The sequence below is a fragment of the Rahnella selenatireducens genome (assembly GCF_046449555.1).
GTDB lineage: Bacteria > Pseudomonadota > Gammaproteobacteria > Enterobacterales > Enterobacteriaceae > Rahnella > Rahnella selenatireducens.
Window position 1 is genome coordinate 126,635 of sequence record NZ_JBKEZJ010000001.1, and the last position, 17,383, is coordinate 144,017.

Annotated in this window: 17 protein-coding genes; 10 read left to right on the top strand and 7 right to left on the bottom strand. The window is 52.1% G+C overall.

Going from position 1 to position 17,383, the window contains the following annotated elements; all coding sequences use genetic code 11:
• Positions 1 to 71: 71 nt before the first annotated feature.
• Both ACLBVC_RS00600 and ACLBVC_RS00605 read left to right on the top strand, forming a co-directional pair.
• Positions 72 to 1,712 carry an ABC transporter substrate-binding protein gene (locus tag ACLBVC_RS00600; RefSeq protein ID WP_410147494.1) on the top strand — a complete coding sequence of 547 codons (1,641 nt, stop codon included), beginning with the start codon at positions 72 to 74 and terminating at the stop codon, positions 1,710 to 1,712.
• Positions 1,713 to 1,849: 137 nt separating this feature from the next.
• Complete coding sequence (locus ACLBVC_RS00605) at positions 1,850 to 2,065, top strand: hypothetical protein (RefSeq protein ID WP_195814347.1); 216 nt, start codon at positions 1,850 to 1,852, stop codon at positions 2,063 to 2,065.
• Positions 2,066 to 2,133: 68 nt separating this feature from the next.
• Here the strand turns inward: ACLBVC_RS00605 and ACLBVC_RS00610 are convergent, their stop codons facing one another.
• A complete protein-coding gene (locus tag ACLBVC_RS00610; protein WP_101077160.1) occupies positions 2,134 to 2,421 on the bottom strand; it encodes a hypothetical protein in 288 nt (95 codons plus the stop codon).
• A gap of 322 nt (positions 2,422 to 2,743) precedes the next feature.
• On the opposite strand from ACLBVC_RS00610, the gene ACLBVC_RS00615 reads away from it, so the two are divergent.
• The gene (locus ACLBVC_RS00615) at positions 2,744 to 2,956 is read left to right on the top strand and encodes a hypothetical protein (protein ID WP_410147496.1); all 213 of its coding nucleotides are present in this window, start codon (positions 2,744 to 2,746) and stop codon (positions 2,954 to 2,956) included.
• A gap of 44 nt (positions 2,957 to 3,000) precedes the next feature.
• Here ACLBVC_RS00615 and ACLBVC_RS00620 read toward each other — a convergent pair whose 3' ends face one another.
• A complete protein-coding gene (locus tag ACLBVC_RS00620; RefSeq protein WP_458351911.1) occupies positions 3,001 to 4,509 on the bottom strand; it encodes a sensor domain-containing diguanylate cyclase in 1,509 nt (502 codons plus the stop codon).
• 373 nt (positions 4,510 to 4,882) lie between these two features.
• Between ACLBVC_RS00620 and ACLBVC_RS00625 the strand changes: the two genes are divergently transcribed.
• Complete coding sequence (locus ACLBVC_RS00625) at positions 4,883 to 5,209, top strand: DUF2623 family protein (protein WP_410147500.1); 327 nt, start codon at positions 4,883 to 4,885, stop codon at positions 5,207 to 5,209.
• Positions 5,210 to 5,284: 75 nt separating this feature from the next.
• Here ACLBVC_RS00625 and icd read toward each other — a convergent pair whose 3' ends face one another.
• The gene (gene icd / locus ACLBVC_RS00630; protein WP_095921371.1) at positions 5,285 to 6,538 is read right to left on the bottom strand and encodes an NADP-dependent isocitrate dehydrogenase; all 1,254 of its coding nucleotides are present in this window, start codon (positions 6,536 to 6,538) and stop codon (positions 5,285 to 5,287) included.
• A gap of 132 nt (positions 6,539 to 6,670) precedes the next feature.
• Here icd and rluE point away from each other — a divergent pair, with 132 nt between their 5' ends.
• The 5 genes from rluE to purB all read left to right on the top strand — a co-directional run bounded on the left by rluE (position 6,671) and on the right by purB (position 11,292).
• Positions 6,671 to 7,297 carry a 23S rRNA pseudouridine(2457) synthase RluE gene (gene rluE / locus ACLBVC_RS00635; protein ID WP_410147502.1) on the top strand — a complete coding sequence of 209 codons (627 nt, stop codon included), beginning with the start codon at positions 6,671 to 6,673 and terminating at the stop codon, positions 7,295 to 7,297.
• Positions 7,290 to 7,736: an NUDIX hydrolase gene (locus tag ACLBVC_RS00640; protein ID WP_410147504.1), complete on the top strand. Its 447-nt coding sequence runs from the start codon at positions 7,290 to 7,292 to the stop codon at positions 7,734 to 7,736. The genes rluE and ACLBVC_RS00640 overlap by 8 nt, the downstream gene beginning before the upstream one ends.
• Before the next feature lie 234 nt (positions 7,737 to 7,970).
• Entirely contained in the window at positions 7,971 to 9,080 is a 1,110-nt protein-coding gene (gene mnmA / locus ACLBVC_RS00645) for a tRNA 2-thiouridine(34) synthase MnmA (protein WP_195822875.1), read from the top strand.
• A 191-nt stretch (positions 9,081 to 9,271) separates the two neighbouring features.
• Positions 9,272 to 9,898 carry a high frequency lysogenization protein HflD gene (gene hflD, locus ACLBVC_RS00650; RefSeq protein ID WP_410147506.1) on the top strand — a complete coding sequence of 209 codons (627 nt, stop codon included), beginning with the start codon at positions 9,272 to 9,274 and terminating at the stop codon, positions 9,896 to 9,898.
• A gap of 23 nt (positions 9,899 to 9,921) precedes the next feature.
• A complete protein-coding gene (purB, locus tag ACLBVC_RS00655; RefSeq protein ID WP_410147507.1) occupies positions 9,922 to 11,292 on the top strand; it encodes an adenylosuccinate lyase in 1,371 nt (456 codons plus the stop codon).
• An 83-nt stretch (positions 11,293 to 11,375) separates the two neighbouring features.
• Here purB and ACLBVC_RS00660 read toward each other — a convergent pair whose 3' ends face one another.
• Positions 11,376 to 12,740: a glycoside-pentoside-hexuronide (GPH):cation symporter gene (locus tag ACLBVC_RS00660; protein WP_410147508.1), complete on the bottom strand. Its 1,365-nt coding sequence runs from the start codon at positions 12,738 to 12,740 to the stop codon at positions 11,376 to 11,378.
• A 287-nt stretch (positions 12,741 to 13,027) separates the two neighbouring features.
• Here ACLBVC_RS00660 and ACLBVC_RS00665 point away from each other — a divergent pair, with 287 nt between their 5' ends.
• Positions 13,028 to 13,789, top strand: coding sequence for a GntR family transcriptional regulator (locus ACLBVC_RS00665; RefSeq protein WP_410147509.1), 762 nt, complete (start codon positions 13,028 to 13,030; stop codon positions 13,787 to 13,789).
• Between the two features lie 7 nt (positions 13,790 to 13,796).
• Here the strand turns inward: ACLBVC_RS00665 and ACLBVC_RS00670 are convergent, their stop codons facing one another.
• The 3 genes from ACLBVC_RS00670 to ACLBVC_RS00680 form a co-directional block, all read right to left on the bottom strand.
• Entirely contained in the window at positions 13,797 to 14,768 is a 972-nt protein-coding gene (locus ACLBVC_RS00670; RefSeq protein WP_410147510.1) for a PfkB family carbohydrate kinase, read from the bottom strand.
• Positions 14,765 to 15,784 carry an ADP-ribosylglycohydrolase family protein gene (locus ACLBVC_RS00675; RefSeq protein WP_410147512.1) on the bottom strand — a complete coding sequence of 340 codons (1,020 nt, stop codon included), beginning with the start codon at positions 15,782 to 15,784 and terminating at the stop codon, positions 14,765 to 14,767. The genes ACLBVC_RS00670 and ACLBVC_RS00675 overlap by 4 nt, the downstream gene beginning before the upstream one ends.
• Positions 15,785 to 15,850: 66 nt before the next feature.
• Positions 15,851 to 17,104, bottom strand: coding sequence for a nucleoside permease (locus ACLBVC_RS00680; protein ID WP_410147513.1), 1,254 nt, complete (start codon positions 17,102 to 17,104; stop codon positions 15,851 to 15,853).
• Positions 17,105 to 17,383: the final 279 nt, after the last annotated feature.

The following is a 17,383-nucleotide window of genomic DNA, read 5'->3' on the forward strand; positions in this document are numbered from 1 at the left end:
TGTCAGAAGAGCGGTATGAATACCCTGTTACTCATTGATATTTAACCATATTGACAGGGCAGGAAATGGCAATGACGATACGTAAAACTTATGGCTGCTTTCAGAAACTTCCCCTCGCAGTCCTTCTTTCCAGTGCCTTTCTGGCACCTTTTACCAGCTACGCCGCGACCGTTCCCGCGGGAGTTGAGCTGGCAGCAAAACAAGAAATCGTGCGCAATAACGGGAGTGAACCGGCATCTCTCGATCCGCATAAAGTGGAAAGCGATGTTGAATTCAACATTCTGAGTGATCTTTTTGCGGGCCTAATTACCATTGATAACAAGGGCGATGCACAACCCTCGCTGGCCGCAAGCTGGGAAACGAAAGATCAGAAAACCTGGGTTTTCCATTTACGCCCCGGTATTGTCTGGTCTGACGGTTCTCCGATTACCGCACAGGATGTTGTTTTCAGCTGGCGTCGTTTGATCGACCCTAAAACCGCTTCACCTTACGAAAGTTATCTTGGCAGCATGCACGTCCTCAATGCCAATGAGATCATCGCGGGCAAAAAATCGGCCGACCAGTTAGGGATCAAAGCGCTGGATAAAAATACGCTGGAAGTCACCCTCGACCAGCCGCTTTCGTACTTCCTCGGCATGCTGGCGCACCCTTCACTTTCGCCAATCAGTCAGACCGATGTAGAAAAATTCGGCGATAAATGGACCCAGCCCGGCAACCTCACCAGCAGCGGTCCATTTAAACTGGATACCTGGACGGTTAACGAACGCATAACCGCAGTCCGTAATGCAACCTACTGGGATAACGCGCATACCGTCATCAATAAAGTTACCTATCTGCCAATTGCGTCCGGCACGGCGGATGTTAATCGTTATAAAGCCGGTGAAATAGACATTACCAATACCATCCCGGCGCCATTGTTCGCCTCGCTGAAAAAGGAGCTGGGTTCGCAGGTTCATGTCAGCCCATATCTCGCCGTTTATTACTACGCGATGAACACGCAGAAACCGCCATTTAACGATGTGCGCGTGCGTAAGGCGCTGAATCTGGCGATTGATAAATCGATTATTGCCGACAAAGTGATGGGTCAGGGACAAACGCCAGCCTGGCATCTGACGCCAGATAATACCGGTGGATTTACATTTGCCAAACCGAAAGATGCCAGCCTGACGCAGGACCAGCGCAACGAAGAAGCGAAGAAATTGCTGAAGGAAGCCGGTTTTGGTCCGGATCATCCTCTGAAATTCAATCTTCTGTACAACACGTCAGAAGCACATCAACGTATTGCCATCGCGGCGGCGTCTATGTGGAAAAAGAATCTCGGCGTGGATGCCGTTTTGCAGAATCAGGAATGGAAAACCATGCTGGATACCATGCATCAGGGGACTTACGAAGTGGTTCGTTACGCCTGGATTGCGGACTACAACGAGCCGTCCACGTTCCTGAATACGCTGCGAACCGGCAACAGCGAAAATACGCCTAAATTCAGCAATGCCACTTACGATAAGGCGCTGAACGATGCATTAAAAGCGACGGATAAAACCGATGTTGGCAAAGCGTATCAGCAGGCAGAACAGATTCTGACCGACCAGTCGCCTGTCATCCCGCTGTACCATTATGTTAGCACCCGTCTGGTGAAACCTTACGTCGGCGGCTTCAACGACAGCCTGCTTAATTACGTCTACACCAAAGATTTGTATGTGATTAAGCACTAAAGCATTGCGATAACCCCCTTCCGGCCTGCGTGCCGGAAGGAACTCATTTTTGCCCTGCCACCCAATCTCAGCCCGCACACTTGCCACACGCCACTCAGATGGTAGATTGTACGTAAATCACACAAACGGGAGCTATCATGAAATTCTCGGAAAGTGAGATCCAACCGCTTTGGGATGAAGTGGCGCGTATTATCGGTGATGGCGTGATTCAGATGCGTCACAGAGGGGAGCCTCTGAGTGCCGATGCGCTGATTGGTTATCTCGACGAGCAACTGGCCTGCGCCACCGGCGTTCAGCGTCGTATTTTACTTGGCGCAGCCATCAATATGTTAAAAACCGACCGCCGTTCCTGAAAAGGGGACAAACAAAATTCTCGTCGCCTTTTCAGGGAACGAGTCACGAATAAATCCTTCAATTGCCTTCACTTAGGCTGCGCTGCACGCCCCTGCGCGAATAAGAAAATGCGCTGAGTGATGTCATCCGCGCCGAGAATATTCCCTTTCTGCTCCAGATTTGCTTTGGCATAAGCCACATCGTGAGCCTGGTCTACCATGCTGATCACGCGATCGCGCGTAGGTTTATCCAGAATGCCCAATAACGTGGTCAAAATTGCCTGATAAGCATTTGAAGCATATGTCAGTTGCCTTTCACGTTGTTCCAGCGCGTCAATGCGAACCATCAGGGCCTGCAATTGTTCTTGATGCGTCATAGCGGCATCCTTCTTCACGGGTGGAAAATAACCGGATACAGCGAAGAAAGGGATCTTCGCCGGTTACTAATTTTAAGTTTAGCAGACTTAAAAAAAGTCAAGAGCCCGGCCAGCGGGATGCAAAGTAAACCGTTGTTCAATGAGCCGTTAACCGCTTCAGCAGTTGTAACCTGTCATTATCCCAAACGTCCTCACGCCAGCAGGGTTTTGCAGCATAATACGTAACATCAGCAGCACCTGCTTACAGATAGAAAAATGACAAACCAGCGCCTGTTATGACATTTTCTGCCACAGCACTAATTGTTCATTCAGGGGAAATCAGGTGAAAAAAACAATCTTCGCCGCAATCATTTGCAGCATGTTGCTGATGAGCTCATTTGCCCAGGCGGCAGGTTGTATCAAGGGCGCAGTCGTGGGAGGCGTTGCGGGGCATTTGAAACACCACGCGGTCATCGGCGCGGTAGCTGGTTGCGCTATCGGGCACCATCTTGCCGCGCAGGAAAAGAAACAGCAGGCCGCCGCTGCAGAGAAATAACCGGTTAAAATCAGGGCAGTTAATGCCCTGATTTCACGTGAGAATTACGGCTCAGAGACCACCACGCGGTTACGACCATCCTGTTTCGCTTTATACAGTGCCTCATCGGCTCTTTTCAACGACGTATCAGGATCACCCTGCAAATAGTGCCAGTGCGCCACGCCCAGAGAAATTGTGATAGGACGGATGCCCGGCAGTTCCAGACTTTCAACATTTTCACGAAGACGCTCCGCAATCATTTCCGCTTCAGCTAGCACCGTACGCGGCAACAGAACGAGAAACTCCTCTCCGCCGACCCGACACAAAATGTCTGTTTCCCGCGCGTTATGACGGATCTGTTCCGCCATGGATTTGATAACTTCATCGCCGACATCGTGACCATAAGAATCGTTGATAGATTTGAAGTGATCGATATCCAGTGCAATCACTGAAAACTGCTGACGGACTTGTGCCACGGATTCCAGCGTCATAGCCAGCCCACGACGGTTAAACAGCCCGGTCATCGGGTCAGTTTGCGCTTCGAATTTGAGCTTACCGATCTTTTTTTGCAGAAGACTGATGCCAATCAGCAGCGCGCGTTTCAGCTGGTTGGATTCGAAGTACCACGAGGGGATGTCGCGGATATTGAGGGAAACATCCGGGTTATCCATTTCGTTAGCATTACGCGCCAGCAGCCACAACGGGCGGGCGATCAGCCGCGAGAACAGCCAGACAAAAATTAATGTCAGCACAGCCAACGGCGTAAGATGTTTGAGTACCTTCACCATCAGCCCTTCCAGGGGTTTCAGCGTGGCATCCGTGGGGCGCAGGGTCACAATATCCCAGCCGGAAGACGGCACAACCGCATACCCTGCCAACATCTGCTCTCCAGCTACACCTTCCACCAACAGGCTGCCGTTAGACGCGGTTTTGACAATTTCAGTCATCGGGTGCGGCGGCATCACCTCGCCCACGCGGCTGGCATCATGGTGATAAAGAATACGCCGGTCTTCGTCGAGCACCGTAATGTATGAGCCGTCGCGATAAAAATGCTCGCCTAACAGTTCATTCAGGATGCTTTTTTGCTTGAGATAAATGGTTCCGCCAATATACCCAAGGTACTTTCCGTCACTGGTGATGACGGGTGTTGAGATGACAATGACCAAATTTTGAGCCGCGGAGATGTAAGGTTTGCTGATCAGCGGACGGCGCTCTTTCAGCGCTTCAAGAGCACCCGGTGTCGAGAGAATATGGCCGACCAGTTGCAGGCTGTCCGGCGATGTCGCCAGCACTTTCCCGTGGGAATTGGTGATCACCACAGAATTGAAGCTGTCCGTCTGGTATCTGAGGCGAGCGGTCTCGGACTGAAGAATAGCAGGATCGTCAAAATGGCTTGCCGCTATCACTGCGCTGTAGGCCAGTTGCTTTTGCATGCTTTTGATAAACTGTTCGGTGCTGGCCGCCAGTTTCGTCGCATAAACGCGATTTTCTTCAAGCGTATTGTCTATCAGCAACTGACGTTGAACACGGTAGCTGGCATAAAAGCTGTTCGCTAACGTCACGAAGGCGCTCATTACGGCTAAGATCAGAATCAGACGTCGAAGATCAATACGGAACACTGAGCTGGAAAGGAGTGAACGCAACAAAAGGTCAGTCCTGTGGCAAAAAGTCGCTCATATTTAACACCGCAGCCTGCGATGCACAATAAGACCGGAACAATAAACCCATATCTTGCTGAATCCTCGACAAAAAAAATCATAGTGCTAGCAAAACTTATCGCAAATTAGAGGGCGTCATATTTTTAACGTAAAACCCTCTCCGCAATAAATGCCCCATTTTCGCCCGAAGCGCCCTTCTCATCAAACCTCAATTCTCTTGCTGTAGGTCATTGCTTGAATAATCGCTATATGATTTATTACATAGCGCTTGTTCGACGAGGATTTTGGAATGCAAAACCATTTTGGGAAAGGGCTAAAAGCGGGCCTGACTGCCGAGAGCGCATGGCCTGCATCGCAAGTATCGAGCTACTGCAAAGAGTATTTGCGGGGGTTTGTACTGGGGTTCGCTCACAACCGGGCGCAAATCACCGGCGATGATAATAATGCCGCATTTGAAGCCGGGGTGTTGTCACGAAAATACAGTCTGGATAAAGATCTGTTGGCAGAATTCTTTTCTGCCAGCGCGCAGCATCCGTCCAGGGCATTTTTTCTGGTTGGCTACGAAGGCAAGCTGCAGGACAAGGACGATAATCTGCCGCAAAGCCCGCCCAGCTAAACTGTTCTTTCATACCCGTCAGCCAAAAAAAACGGGAGCATCAGGCTCCCGTTCATCTGCTTCAGCAAACTGAAATTACATATTTGCGATCATGTCGTCGGCAAACTCGCTGCATTTGCGCAGCTTAGCGCCTTCCATCAGACGTTCGAAATCGTAAGTCACCGTTTTGTTGGCGATAGCGCCTTCCATGCCTTTCACGATCAGGTCTGCGGCTTCGAACCATTCCATATGACGCAGCATCATTTCTGCGGACAGAATGATTGAGCCCGGGTTCACTTTGTCCTGACCGGCATATTTCGGTGCAGTACCGTGAGTTGCTTCGAACAGTGCGCAATCAGAACCGATGTTTGCACCCGGTGCGATACCGATACCGCCAACCTGCGCCGCCAGGGCGTCGGAGATGTAGTCACCGTTCAGGTTCATACAGGCGATAACGTCGTATTCAGCCGGACGCAGCAGGATCTGCTGCAGGAATGCGTCAGCAATAACGTCTTTAATGATGATGTCTTTGCCATTGTTAGGGTTCTTGATTTTTACCCAAGGGCCGCCGTCGATCAGCTCACCGCCGAACTCTTCACGCGCCAGCTGGTAGCCCCAATCCTTGAAGGCACCTTCGGTGAACTTCATGATGTTGCCTTTATGTACCAGCGTCAGTGAATCGCGGTCGTTGGTGATGGTGTATTCAATCGCCGCACGAACCAGACGTTTGGTGCCTTCTTCGGAGCAAGGTTTGATACCGATACCACATTCCTGTGGGAAACGGATTTTCTTCACGCCCATTTCGTCTTGCAGGAATTTGATGACTTTGTCCGCTTCAGCAGAACCGGCTTTCCACTCGATACCAGCATAGATATCTTCGGAGTTTTCACGGAAGATCACCATGTCGGTATCTTCAGGACGTTTAACCGGGCTTGGTGTACCGGTGTAATAACGAACCGGACGCAGACAGATATACAGGTCGAGTTGCTGGCGAAGTGCCACGTTCAGGGAGCGAATGCCGCCGCCAACCGGAGTGGTCAGTGGGCCTTTGATAGCAACACGGTAATCACGGATCAGGTCCAGAGTTTCTTCTGGCAGCCATACGTCCTTGCCGTACAGTTCTACGGATTTCTCGCCGGTGTAGATTTCCATCCAGGAGATTTTACGCTCGCCTTTGTAGGCTTTCTGAACAGCCGCATCAACGACTTTGATCATGGCAGGCGTCACGTCAACACCGATGCCATCACCTTCAATGAATGGGATAACAGGATTATTAGGAATGACCAGTTTACCCTGAGCGTCTACTGTAATCTTTTTACCTTCAGCCGGAACAACTACTTTGCTTTCCATTAACCTCTCCTTCGAGCGCATTTTTGTTAAAAATTTGTAAGATGCCGGTCGATATTACTCGAATATTTCTCGCTAGCCAATCCGAAACATTTTTCAAGTATAATGCGCTAATTCTCTCTAACTTCAATGCCTATGAACCCGCTATCTTTTAAAAATCACAACGTTAAACGTTTCAGCAAAAGGCCTGCCAAAGAACAATCTGCCCCAAAAGGGCCCAGAAAGGTGATTCTTTTCAATAAACCGTTTGATGTACTGCCACAATTCACTGATGAGGCGGGTCGGGCCACACTTAAAGATTACATTTCATTAACAGATGTTTATGCCGCCGGGCGCCTTGACCGGGACAGCGAAGGTTTACTGGTGCTGACCAACGATGGCAAACTGCAAGCTTCTCTGACACAGCCAGGTAAACGCACCGGCAAGATTTACTACGTACAGGTCGAGGGAGAACCGGATACCGCCGCCGTCGAAGCATTGCGCCGCGGTATCACGCTGAAAGATGGCCCCACCCTGCCTGCCGGTGCTGAAGTTGTCGGTGAGCCGGAATGGCTCTGGCCGCGAAATCCGCCAATCCGCGAACGTAAAGCGATCCCGACGACCTGGCTGAAAATCACTTTGTACGAGGGAAGGAATCGTCAGGTTCGTCGCATGACGGCACATGTCGGTTTCCCGACGTTACGCCTGATCCGCTACAGCATGGGCGAATTTTCCCTCGACGACTTACAACCCGGCCAATGGAAGGAGATCCCGCATGTTTAAACCGCACGTCACCGTCGCCTGCGTCGTTCAGGCGCAGGGAAAGTTTCTGGTCGTTGAAGAAACCATTCATGGGAAAGTGACATGGAACCAACCGGCTGGTCATCTCGAAGCTGACGAAACGTTGGTCAGCGCAGCAAAACGCGAACTGTATGAAGAAACGGGTATTCACGCCGATCCGCAGTCTTTTCTCGGATTGCATCAGTGGCAGGCGCCGGACGGCACGCCGTTTCTGCGCTTCGCATTTGTGATTGATTTGCCGGAAATTCTGAATACAGCGCCACAGGATGACGATATCGATCAGTGCCGCTGGGTCAGTGCTGAAGATATTATCGGTTCAGCGCAGTTACGCTCGCCGCTCGTGGCTGAAAGTATCCGCTGTTATCAGGCGTCTCCGCGTTACCCTCTGGAAATCCTGCACAATTTTAATCTGCCGGAGTAAGCACGCTTAAACCCCGCGCTGAAAAAGCCTCTCGTCCGGTTGTTGCCGTGCTAGGAATCAGCGATGCAGCGACCGGCCTGACGTGATAAAATATCGCGCTTCAGTATTGATGTAGTACCTCTCTGTTCGGGTTTCTGTGGTGTTTTTGTTGCGCGCGGCCTTCATCCTCGTGGGACAAGCATCAGAAAAACACCGTCAGTACCGGACAATTAATTCATGTGTTTCGGGACAATTATGTCTGACAACAGCCAGAAAAAAGTGATCGTCGGGATGTCCGGCGGTGTCGATTCCTCAGTCTCTGCGTACCTACTGCAACAGCAGGGTTACCAGGTTGAGGGCCTCTTCATGAAAAATTGGGAAGAGGATGACGACGAAGAGTATTGCACAGCAGCCACCGATCTTGCCGACGCGCAGGCCGTGTGCGACAAGCTGGGTATCGAACTGCACACCGTGAATTTCGCCGCGGAATATTGGGACAACGTGTTCGAATTATTCCTCGAGGAATACAAAGCCGGGCGCACGCCAAACCCGGATATCCTGTGCAACAAAGAGATTAAATTCAAAGCCTTCCTGGAATTTGCCGCAGAAGATCTTGGCGCGGACTACATCGCGACCGGTCACTACGTGCGCCGCCAGGATATCGACGGCATCAGCCACCTGCTGCGCGGCGTCGATGGCAATAAAGATCAAAGCTATTTCCTCTACACGCTGGGTCATGAACAGGTTGCACAAAGCCTGTTCCCGGTCGGTGAGCTGGAAAAACCGGAAGTGCGCCGCATCGCCGAAGAGCTCGATCTCATCACCGCGAAGAAAAAAGACTCCACCGGCATTTGTTTTATTGGTGAGCGTAAATTCCGCGATTTCCTGGGCCGCTATTTGCCGGCACAGCCTGGTGTGATTAAAAGCGTTGATGGTCAGGTGATGGGGCAACATCAGGGGCTGATGTACCACACGCTCGGCCAGCGCAAAGGCCTGGGCATCGGCGGCCAGAAAGAAGGCAGCGAAGAGCCGTGGTACACCGTTGAAAAGGATGTGGAAAACAACATTCTGTACGTCGCTCAAGGCCATGAACACCCGCGTCTGATGTCCGTCGGGCTGATTGCACAACAGCTTCACTGGGTTGATCGCAAACCGCTGACCGCGCCGCTGACGTGTACGGTCAAAACCCGCTACCGCCAGGAAGACATTCCGTGCGTCGTCACGCCGCTGGGCGAAGACCGCATTGAAGTGCGCTTTGACGCGCCGGTTGCCGCCGTCACACCGGGCCAGTCTGCCGTGTTTTACCTCGGCGAAATCTGCCTCGGCGGTGGCGTTATTGAACAACGTCTGCCGCTTCAGGCCTGATACCGCGCCAACAGGTGTATGAAAACGGGACGCTTTCGGGCGTCCCGCTTTTTTTCTGCCCGCCTGTGACGTTCTGCACTGATTCCGAACTGTGTTTAGGGTCAGTTTTATGGCATGATCTGTCGCCATTAGTTTGGGCTATCTTCTTTGTCACTGCGTCTCATCGTTTCAAAACGCTTACAGGAGTAAACGTGGCTAAAAATTATTATGACATTACGCTGGCGTTGGCGGGGATCTGTCAGGCAGCGCGCCTGGTTCAGCAACTTGCCCATGAAGGCAATTGCGCTCAGGAAGAAATGTCAGTGTCACTGCGCAGCCTGCTGGAGATGAATCCGGCGTCTACACTGGCAGTGTACGGTAATAATGAAGCGAATTTGAAGATGGGGTTGGAAACACTGTTGGGCGTGCTGAACGCCAACCGTCAGGGGCCGGGCGCTGAGTTAACGCGTTACGCATTAAGCCTGATGGTGCTTGAGCGTAAGCTCTATGCCAATAAAACCGCCATGAATCAGCTCGGTGAACGTATCGATCAGCTCGACCGCCAGCTGGCGCATTTCGAGCTCGAATCCGACACGATGATTAGCTCGCTGGCCTCGATTTATGTCGATGTCGTCAGCCCGGCAGGCCCGCGCATTCAGGTCACCGGTTCACCGACAATTTTGCAAAATCCGCAGGTTCAGGCGAAAGTCCGCGCCATTTTACTGGCTGGTATCCGTTCCGCCGTGCTGTGGCACCAGGTGGGCGGTGGACGCCTGCAACTGATGTTTTCCCGTAATCGCTTGTTTGAACAGGCGAAAAGTATTCTCGCTCATTGTTAATAAGACCCCAGGAGTTGCTACCGATGGAATTATCCTCACTGACCGCCGTTTCCCCCGTTGATGGACGCTACGGTGATAAAGTCAGCGCGCTGCGTACTATTTTCAGCGAATTTGGCCTGCTGAAATTCCGTGTGCAGGTTGAAGTACGTTGGCTGCAAAAACTGGCAGCCTGTGCAGAAATCAAGGAAGTTCCTGCTTTTGATGCCGACGCAAACGCTTTCCTCGACCATTTAGTGGCCAATTTTGATGTGAATGACGCTCAGCGCATTAAAGACATCGAAAAAACCACCAACCATGACGTCAAAGCGGTTGAGTATTTCCTGAAAGAAAAAGTGGCCGGTATCCCTGCCCTGCACGCGGTGTCCGAGTTCATTCACTTTGCCTGTACGTCTGAAGACATCAATAACCTTTCCCATGCGCTGATGCTGCAAACCGCGCGTCAGGACGTGGTGTTGCCGTACTGGAAACAGATCATTGATGGGATTAAAGATCTGGCGCACAAACACCGTGACATTCCGCTGCTGTCGCGCACCCACGGTCAGCCGGCAACGCCATCCACTATCGGTAAAGAGCTGGCTAACGTCGCCTATCGTATGGATCGCCAGTTCAGACAACTGCAAAACGTCGAAATCCTCGGCAAAATCAACGGTGCCGTCGGCAACTACAATGCCCACATCGTGGCGTACCCGGAAGTGAACTGGCATAAATTCAGCGAAGAGTTCGTAACTTCTCTGGGCATTAACTGGAACCCGTACACCACACAGATCGAGCCGCACGACTACATCGCCGAACTGTTTGACTGCGTGGCGCGTTTCAATACCATCCTGATCGACTTCGACCGCGATATCTGGGGTTACATCGCCCTGAACCACTTCAAACAGCGCACCATTGCTGGCGAAATCGGTTCTTCTACCATGCCGCACAAAGTGAACCCGATTGACTTCGAAAACTCCGAAGGCAACCTTGGCTTGTCCAATGCGGTGTTGCAGCATCTGGCCAGCAAACTGCCGGTTTCCCGCTGGCAGCGTGACCTGACCGACTCCACCGTGCTGCGTAACCTCGGCGTGGGTCTGGGTTATGCGCTGATTGCATATCAGGCCACCCTGAAAGGTGTCAGCAAGCTGGAAGTGAACGAAGCGAACCTGGCGAACGAACTGGATCACAACTGGGAAGTGCTTGCTGAGCCAATCCAGACCGTGATGCGCCGTTATGGCATCGAAAAACCTTACGAGAAGCTGAAAGAACTGACCCGGGGTAAACGTGTTGATGCGGCAGGAATGCAGACCTTTATCGATTCTCTGGAATTACCGGAAGAAGAGAAAGTGCGTCTGAAAGCTATGACGCCGGGCAATTACATTGGCCGCGCAACCATCATGGTTGACGAGCTGAAGTAAGACTACCCTTTCACCGAAGCGCCTCAAAACGGGGCGCTTCGGTGTATTTTTAGCGAGCCTATGAATTTTTGCCTTAGTACAGATTAACTCTGAGTCTGGAACTTGTTCTGACGTAAATCCCCAATAATGTCGTTCATCTTGTCTTCTGTTAAACGGTAATAACGAATTGAAAACGCCGTAATCAGGTAGAAAATAGCGGGTAATACCGTAAATAAAATCAACACACCGCGAATTGCTTCCGCCGATTGTTGTTCCATACCGGCCTGATAACCAAACCATGCCAGCCCCCACCCCGTCAGTGCGCCACCAATTGCCACGCCGAGTTTTATCACAAAAATATTAGCTGCGATGTTCATTCCCGTTATACGGCGTTGTGTTTTCCATTCGCCATAGTTATTGGCATCCGTAATCATCGACCATTGCAACGGTGCATTAATACCCTGCAATAAATTAAGGATTACATGAACCACAAATGCCGGGATCCAATATTCGGTCGGCAATACAAAGAATAATAATCCTGCCAGTGCGCTTAATACGTTAACCCACACAGAAGCCCGGATTTTACACATCCATGTCCCGAGTGATTTGGCAAATAAACTGCCAAATACTGAGGCCACTGTGGTTGCCAGCATAAATAGAGAAATTATGCCGCTCCCCTGATGCAAAACATATTGCACAAAATAGACCAGCAGACTTCCACGCACCACCACGCCGCAAAGCATCGCGAGGTTATAGACTGAAAGAATACGCCACTGATCATTTTTCATGAGAATACGTACATCACGCAGGATATTCATATTCTCTTCTTTCACTGGCGTAATTCGCTCACGTGTCGTCAGGAAGCAGGTGAGAAACATCAGGCAACCGATGACACCGAAAATCCCCATCGCCCATTGCATACCCGTTGCACGGTCACCCGGTGCAATAAAGTCTGCCAGCGGCAGGATTAACGCCGTACCCATCGCGCCACCTATCGGTGCGATCGCAAACCGCCATGACTGAAGGGAAAGATTATCCTGCGGGTCAGCGGTAATCGCCGCCCCTAATGAGCAATAAGGGATGTTTATTGCCGTATACATGATGGTCATAAAGATATAAGCCATAACCGCATACACAATTTTTGCGGTTTGCCCGAAATCGGGCGTGGAATAAACCAGCACGCAACTCACTGCAAACGGCACACAAATAATCAACAGCCACGGGCGGAAACGCCCCCAGCGACTTTTCGTTTGATCCGCGATCGCCCCCATGATGGGATCCGTAATGGCATCAAGTATTCGGACGACCAGAAATAACGTGCCCATGACAGCCGGAGAAAGCCCATAAATATTGGTATAGAAGTAAGCCAGAATGGCAACAGAGGAATCAAAAACGATATGACTTGCCGCATCACCCAATCCAAAACCCAGTTTTTCTTTGTTGGTGATTCTTTCAGTTAACGCTGACATGCATTCACCTTTTTTATTAAATTGAAATTCTGCCACCTTTATAATTCCTGCCATTCACACGAGATATTCTGATATTTCATTTATGTCTTATGCTTTTAATTAAATGTGACGCAAGCACGTTTGACTGATACCTTCGCGAGCGCGCCGGCGCGTTTAACCCGACCTTAAACGTTCCATATCCCTGTCCGGAGGCATTGATATGTGAACCCGGCGATAAAATGTCACTGCAAAAAATCTCCATCCTTCTAAAATAGAGGCCATACCCTCCGCATTGGAAGACCGACGTCATGAGCATGGACACCAACCAGCAGGTGCTGGAAAAACTGAAAACCGATCTGGCTCAGGCGGGCACAATGCCCCTGTATCTGTGCTTTAACGAATCGGTGCGTCAGGCAATGGAAGCGGGCATCTTACAGGATGGCGATTTTCTACCGAGCGAACGTCAGTTCACTGAAATTCTGGGCATTTCGCGTATCACCGTGCGAAAGGCGCTCGCCAGGCTGGAAGAAGACGGACATATAGGGCGCTCGCGGGGTTACGGCACCTTTATCAAAAAATCGACCGATGCCCGCCTGGCTTATTCTCTGGCCGGTGTGAAAGGGTTTTCCCGCGAAGTCATGCTTCAGGGGCGCAAGCCAGATACGCTTTGGATCAGCCGCGATCAAGTGCCCGCCTCGGCGCTGATTGCCAGCAAACTGGCGATCACCGAAAACACCCCGGTCTACATGCTCAAACGTATTCACTACATTGATACACGCCCGATGTCGGTGGCGGTTTCCTACGTCATCATGGACGCCATCCGCGACGTCGGGGATATCGGTGTTTCACTCTATGACTATTTTGGTCGCAATAATATTGAGCTTGGCGCGCTGCAAAGCCGCGTCAGCGCGGCGATGAGCGACGCGGAAACTCTGCAGGCGTTGCAGCTGAAAGAGGTGATGCCACTGCTGATCATCAAACAAACGCTGTTCGACGGACAAAACCGCCCGATTGAGTACAGCGAAAGTTTTTGCCGCAGTGACATGTATGAGTTCGTCAGCGAAGACTGACCGTTTGCTAACTGACACCGTCCAGTGAGGAAATCAGCTGAGACAGGGTAGGCGCGCAATCTCCGCCCGGTTGTGAAACCACGTAAGCCGCCACGCAGTTTGCCAGCATCATGCTTTGCCAGTGCGTCAGCCCCAGTGAAAGCCCGGCCAGTAACCCGGCGCAATGGCTGTCGCCCGCACCGATGCTGTCGGCCACGGTGATTTTGCGTGCTGCGATCCAGCCACAATCTTCCGCAGAACCGTAATAGTAACTGCCCTGCTCGCCGCAACGTAAAACCACCAGTTCGCGGGTTTTCTCGTGCAACTGACGGCAGAAACTTTCAGGCTCACCGGTAAAACCGAGCATGGCAGCCTCACGCTGATTCAGCGTCAAAATCACACCGGGGCGGATCAGCCGTTCGACGCGCTCTTTGGGCATCACATCCAGACGCGGGCCGAAATCCACCAGCACCTTTACGGCTTCCGGTAAGGTGTCGAGCCAGTCCGTCAGCACCGTTCCCTGTTTTGCACCTAACTGGTAGCCGGAAACATACACCAGGCCGTTTTGCGGCGTCGCCTGCGCCAGCCATGAAGGCTGCCACTGATTTTCGATACCGTCGACTGAGATAAACGTGCGCTCGCCGTCGGGTTCCACCAGCGCCAGACACCAGCCGTTATCCGCCCCATGCACCTGCAAGTCAGAAACGATTTCACGCGCAGCCATCTCCTTGCGCAGACGGTCGCTCCACATCCCTTCGCCGACGGGCAAAAGATTCTGACTGTGAATTCCCAGCTGTTTCAGCCCCAGCGCGATATTCAGCGCGCAGCCGCCGAGATGAAAACCGGTGACGTCGGCGGCAATATCCCCACCTCGCTCCGGCAACGCATCCGCGCGGGCAACCATATCCATTACTGCCGCGCCTATCACCAGAACCGGCGATTGCTGATGCCAGTTACCCTGCGTCAGGGTCTGCAAAAGTTCACGGTCCGCCTGGCTCATCCGGCCTCCTGGGCATTGCGGCGAAAACGCTGAAACGCATCGCTGTAGCGGGTCATGTCGTGCGGATTCACCCGTTTCAGTTCATCCAGCCACTCTTTCTTAAACGCTTCAATGCCGTTTAATGCACCACAAATCGCCGTCGCCATCGCACCGATGGTGTCAGTGTCGCCGCCAAGATTGGCGCATAAAATGGCGCACTGGTTCGGGCAGGTTCCTGCCAAATCCACCATCGCCAGTGCCGCAGGCACAGACTCAATGGTACTGACGCCCGCGCCAACCCGCTGATACACCGCTTCCGACGCCTGTTCTGTGCCTTCAGCTTTGGCCACCGTATCAAACGCCAGTTCGATACGTGCCGCCAGAGACGCGCTGAACGTTGTCGATTCCCGAGTCTGCGCGTATTTAGCGATACCCGGCAGCGCCAGACGGATTTCCGCCCAGCCAGCCCCTTCAATGGCGCGCGACACCGCCCAGGCAATCACCACCGCACCGGCAACGGCAATATCCGATTTGTGCGTCGGGCTTGAGGCCAGCCAGACCTGCTCACAGAAATGTTTCAGCGGAGCTGAAGGCAGCACGCAGCCGAGCGGCGAAACGCGCATCGCCGCGCCATTGGTCACACCGTTGTTTTCCAGTGCATCAATCGCGACACCTTTCTTTTGCTCCGCCAGCGCCAGTTTCGAGCTTGGCCCGAGAATGTTTTTGTTGAACGCGTCAAAGCTGTCCACCCAGCGGATCACGTTGCGCGCAATCAGTTCCGGGACAACTTTGCCTTCCGCTTCCAGCAGCGCATCGGCCAGCGCCAGCGCCATCGAAGTGTCATCGGTAAACTGCGCCGCCGTGAAATAACAGGCCGCATTGTTTTCCTCAGGGCCATCCAGAAAACGGTCGATCCAGCCGAAATGCTTTTTGACGCGCTCACGCGGCCACAGCTCCGACGGCATGCCCAGCGCATCGCCCAACATTTGTCCGTACAACGCGCCGAGCATGCGGCTCTCAAGTCCTGGTTGTTTCATCGATAACTCTCCCGAAATAAAATTATGGCGGGCTTGCCTGCCCGCCAGAAATGAAAAATGTGCCGTTTAAGAAGAGGCGCGCAGGTTGACCGGCGTAATCGTTTTGCTGCGTTCACGGAAGAACAGCAGGAACAGCAGCATCACGCCCGCCACCATCATCGCGCCGACACCCCAGACGGCAAACCAGTCGAAGGTCATGCCATTTTTTGGCGTACTCAGCGCGAAGGTGGTCATCGCCCGGCCACCGAGCCAGTTGCCGATAAAGCTGCCCAGCCCCTGACAAATCAGCGTGATCAGACCCTGCGCGGCGGTACGCATATGCGGCGGCGCTTTTTTATCGACGTAGATATAACCGGTGACAAAATAGAAATCGTAACTCACGCCGTGCAGCAAAATGCCGAGGAACAGCATGCTGTAAGCCCAGACGTCAGCCGTGCCGCCATAGATGAAGAAGACGTAACGGATTGCAGCGGTGATGAAGCCCAGCATCAGCACTTTTTTGATACCAAAGCGTTTAAGCAGGAACGGCAGCGCCAGCATCGCAAAGATTTCCGACACCTGCCCGAGCGTCATCCAGCCGGTGGCATTTGGCAAACCAACCTGCGTCAGATAGCCGTTGGCGAACTGATAATAGAACGCCAGCGGCATGCAAAAAAGAAATGAACATAAAGCGAAAATGGCGAACGAACGGTCTTTCAGCAAACCCAGCGCATTCAGGCCAAACAGGGCTTTGATGTCCACCGGCCCTTTACCTTTTGCCGGTGTATCCGGCAGCCAGAAGCTGTAAACCCCCAGCGCAAATGACGCAATCGCCGTGATCCACAGCGGCTGGCTGGTATCAGAAATATTGCCCATGCCGAGCAGCGGCGGCAGCAAAAAACCAATCACCAGACCGGACGCAATCCACCCCAGCGTGCCGAGCACACGTATACGCGGAAAATCCTTTTCGGTGTCATTGATGTTGGCGAACGCAATGCTGTTGGTCAGTGCGACGGTCGGCATATAGGTAATCGCGTACACCACCAGCAGCGGGAAGAACGTCGAAAATTCGGTTTGCAGCGCGATAAACCCCATCAGCACGCCGCCTGCCAGCAACAGCCAGCCGAGTACTTTCTGGGCGGCAAAATAGCGGTCTGCGATCACGCCTACCAGAACCGGAGAAAGGATCGCCGCAATCGCCGTGCTGCTGTAAGACCAGGCAATTTCCGACGGACTAAAACCTAATTTATTGAGATATTGCCAGAGCGGCACAAACCAGGCGCCCCAGATAAACCACTCAATAAACATCATAATGGACAGCTTCAGATGGGTACGTTTCATTATTATATCCTTGCTGAGTAAGGGATCCGCGCGGCGCCGTGGCACCAAAAGCGACGGATGAAATCAGGTATTCAAGATACCTTTAAAATACCTTAATAGTACCTTTGATTTTAATCAGCGATCCGTCTCACATTTTGTGTTTCTGCCGGCTCAGGGCGTTTATAATTCGTTTATGTTTTGTTGAGGTTTCTCCGCCCTGCGTTGAGTCTGGGTTGATTAAAATGTTTCAGGATCATTTAGACTTAAGCGCATCAAATTAGTCATCATTTTCCGCGTACT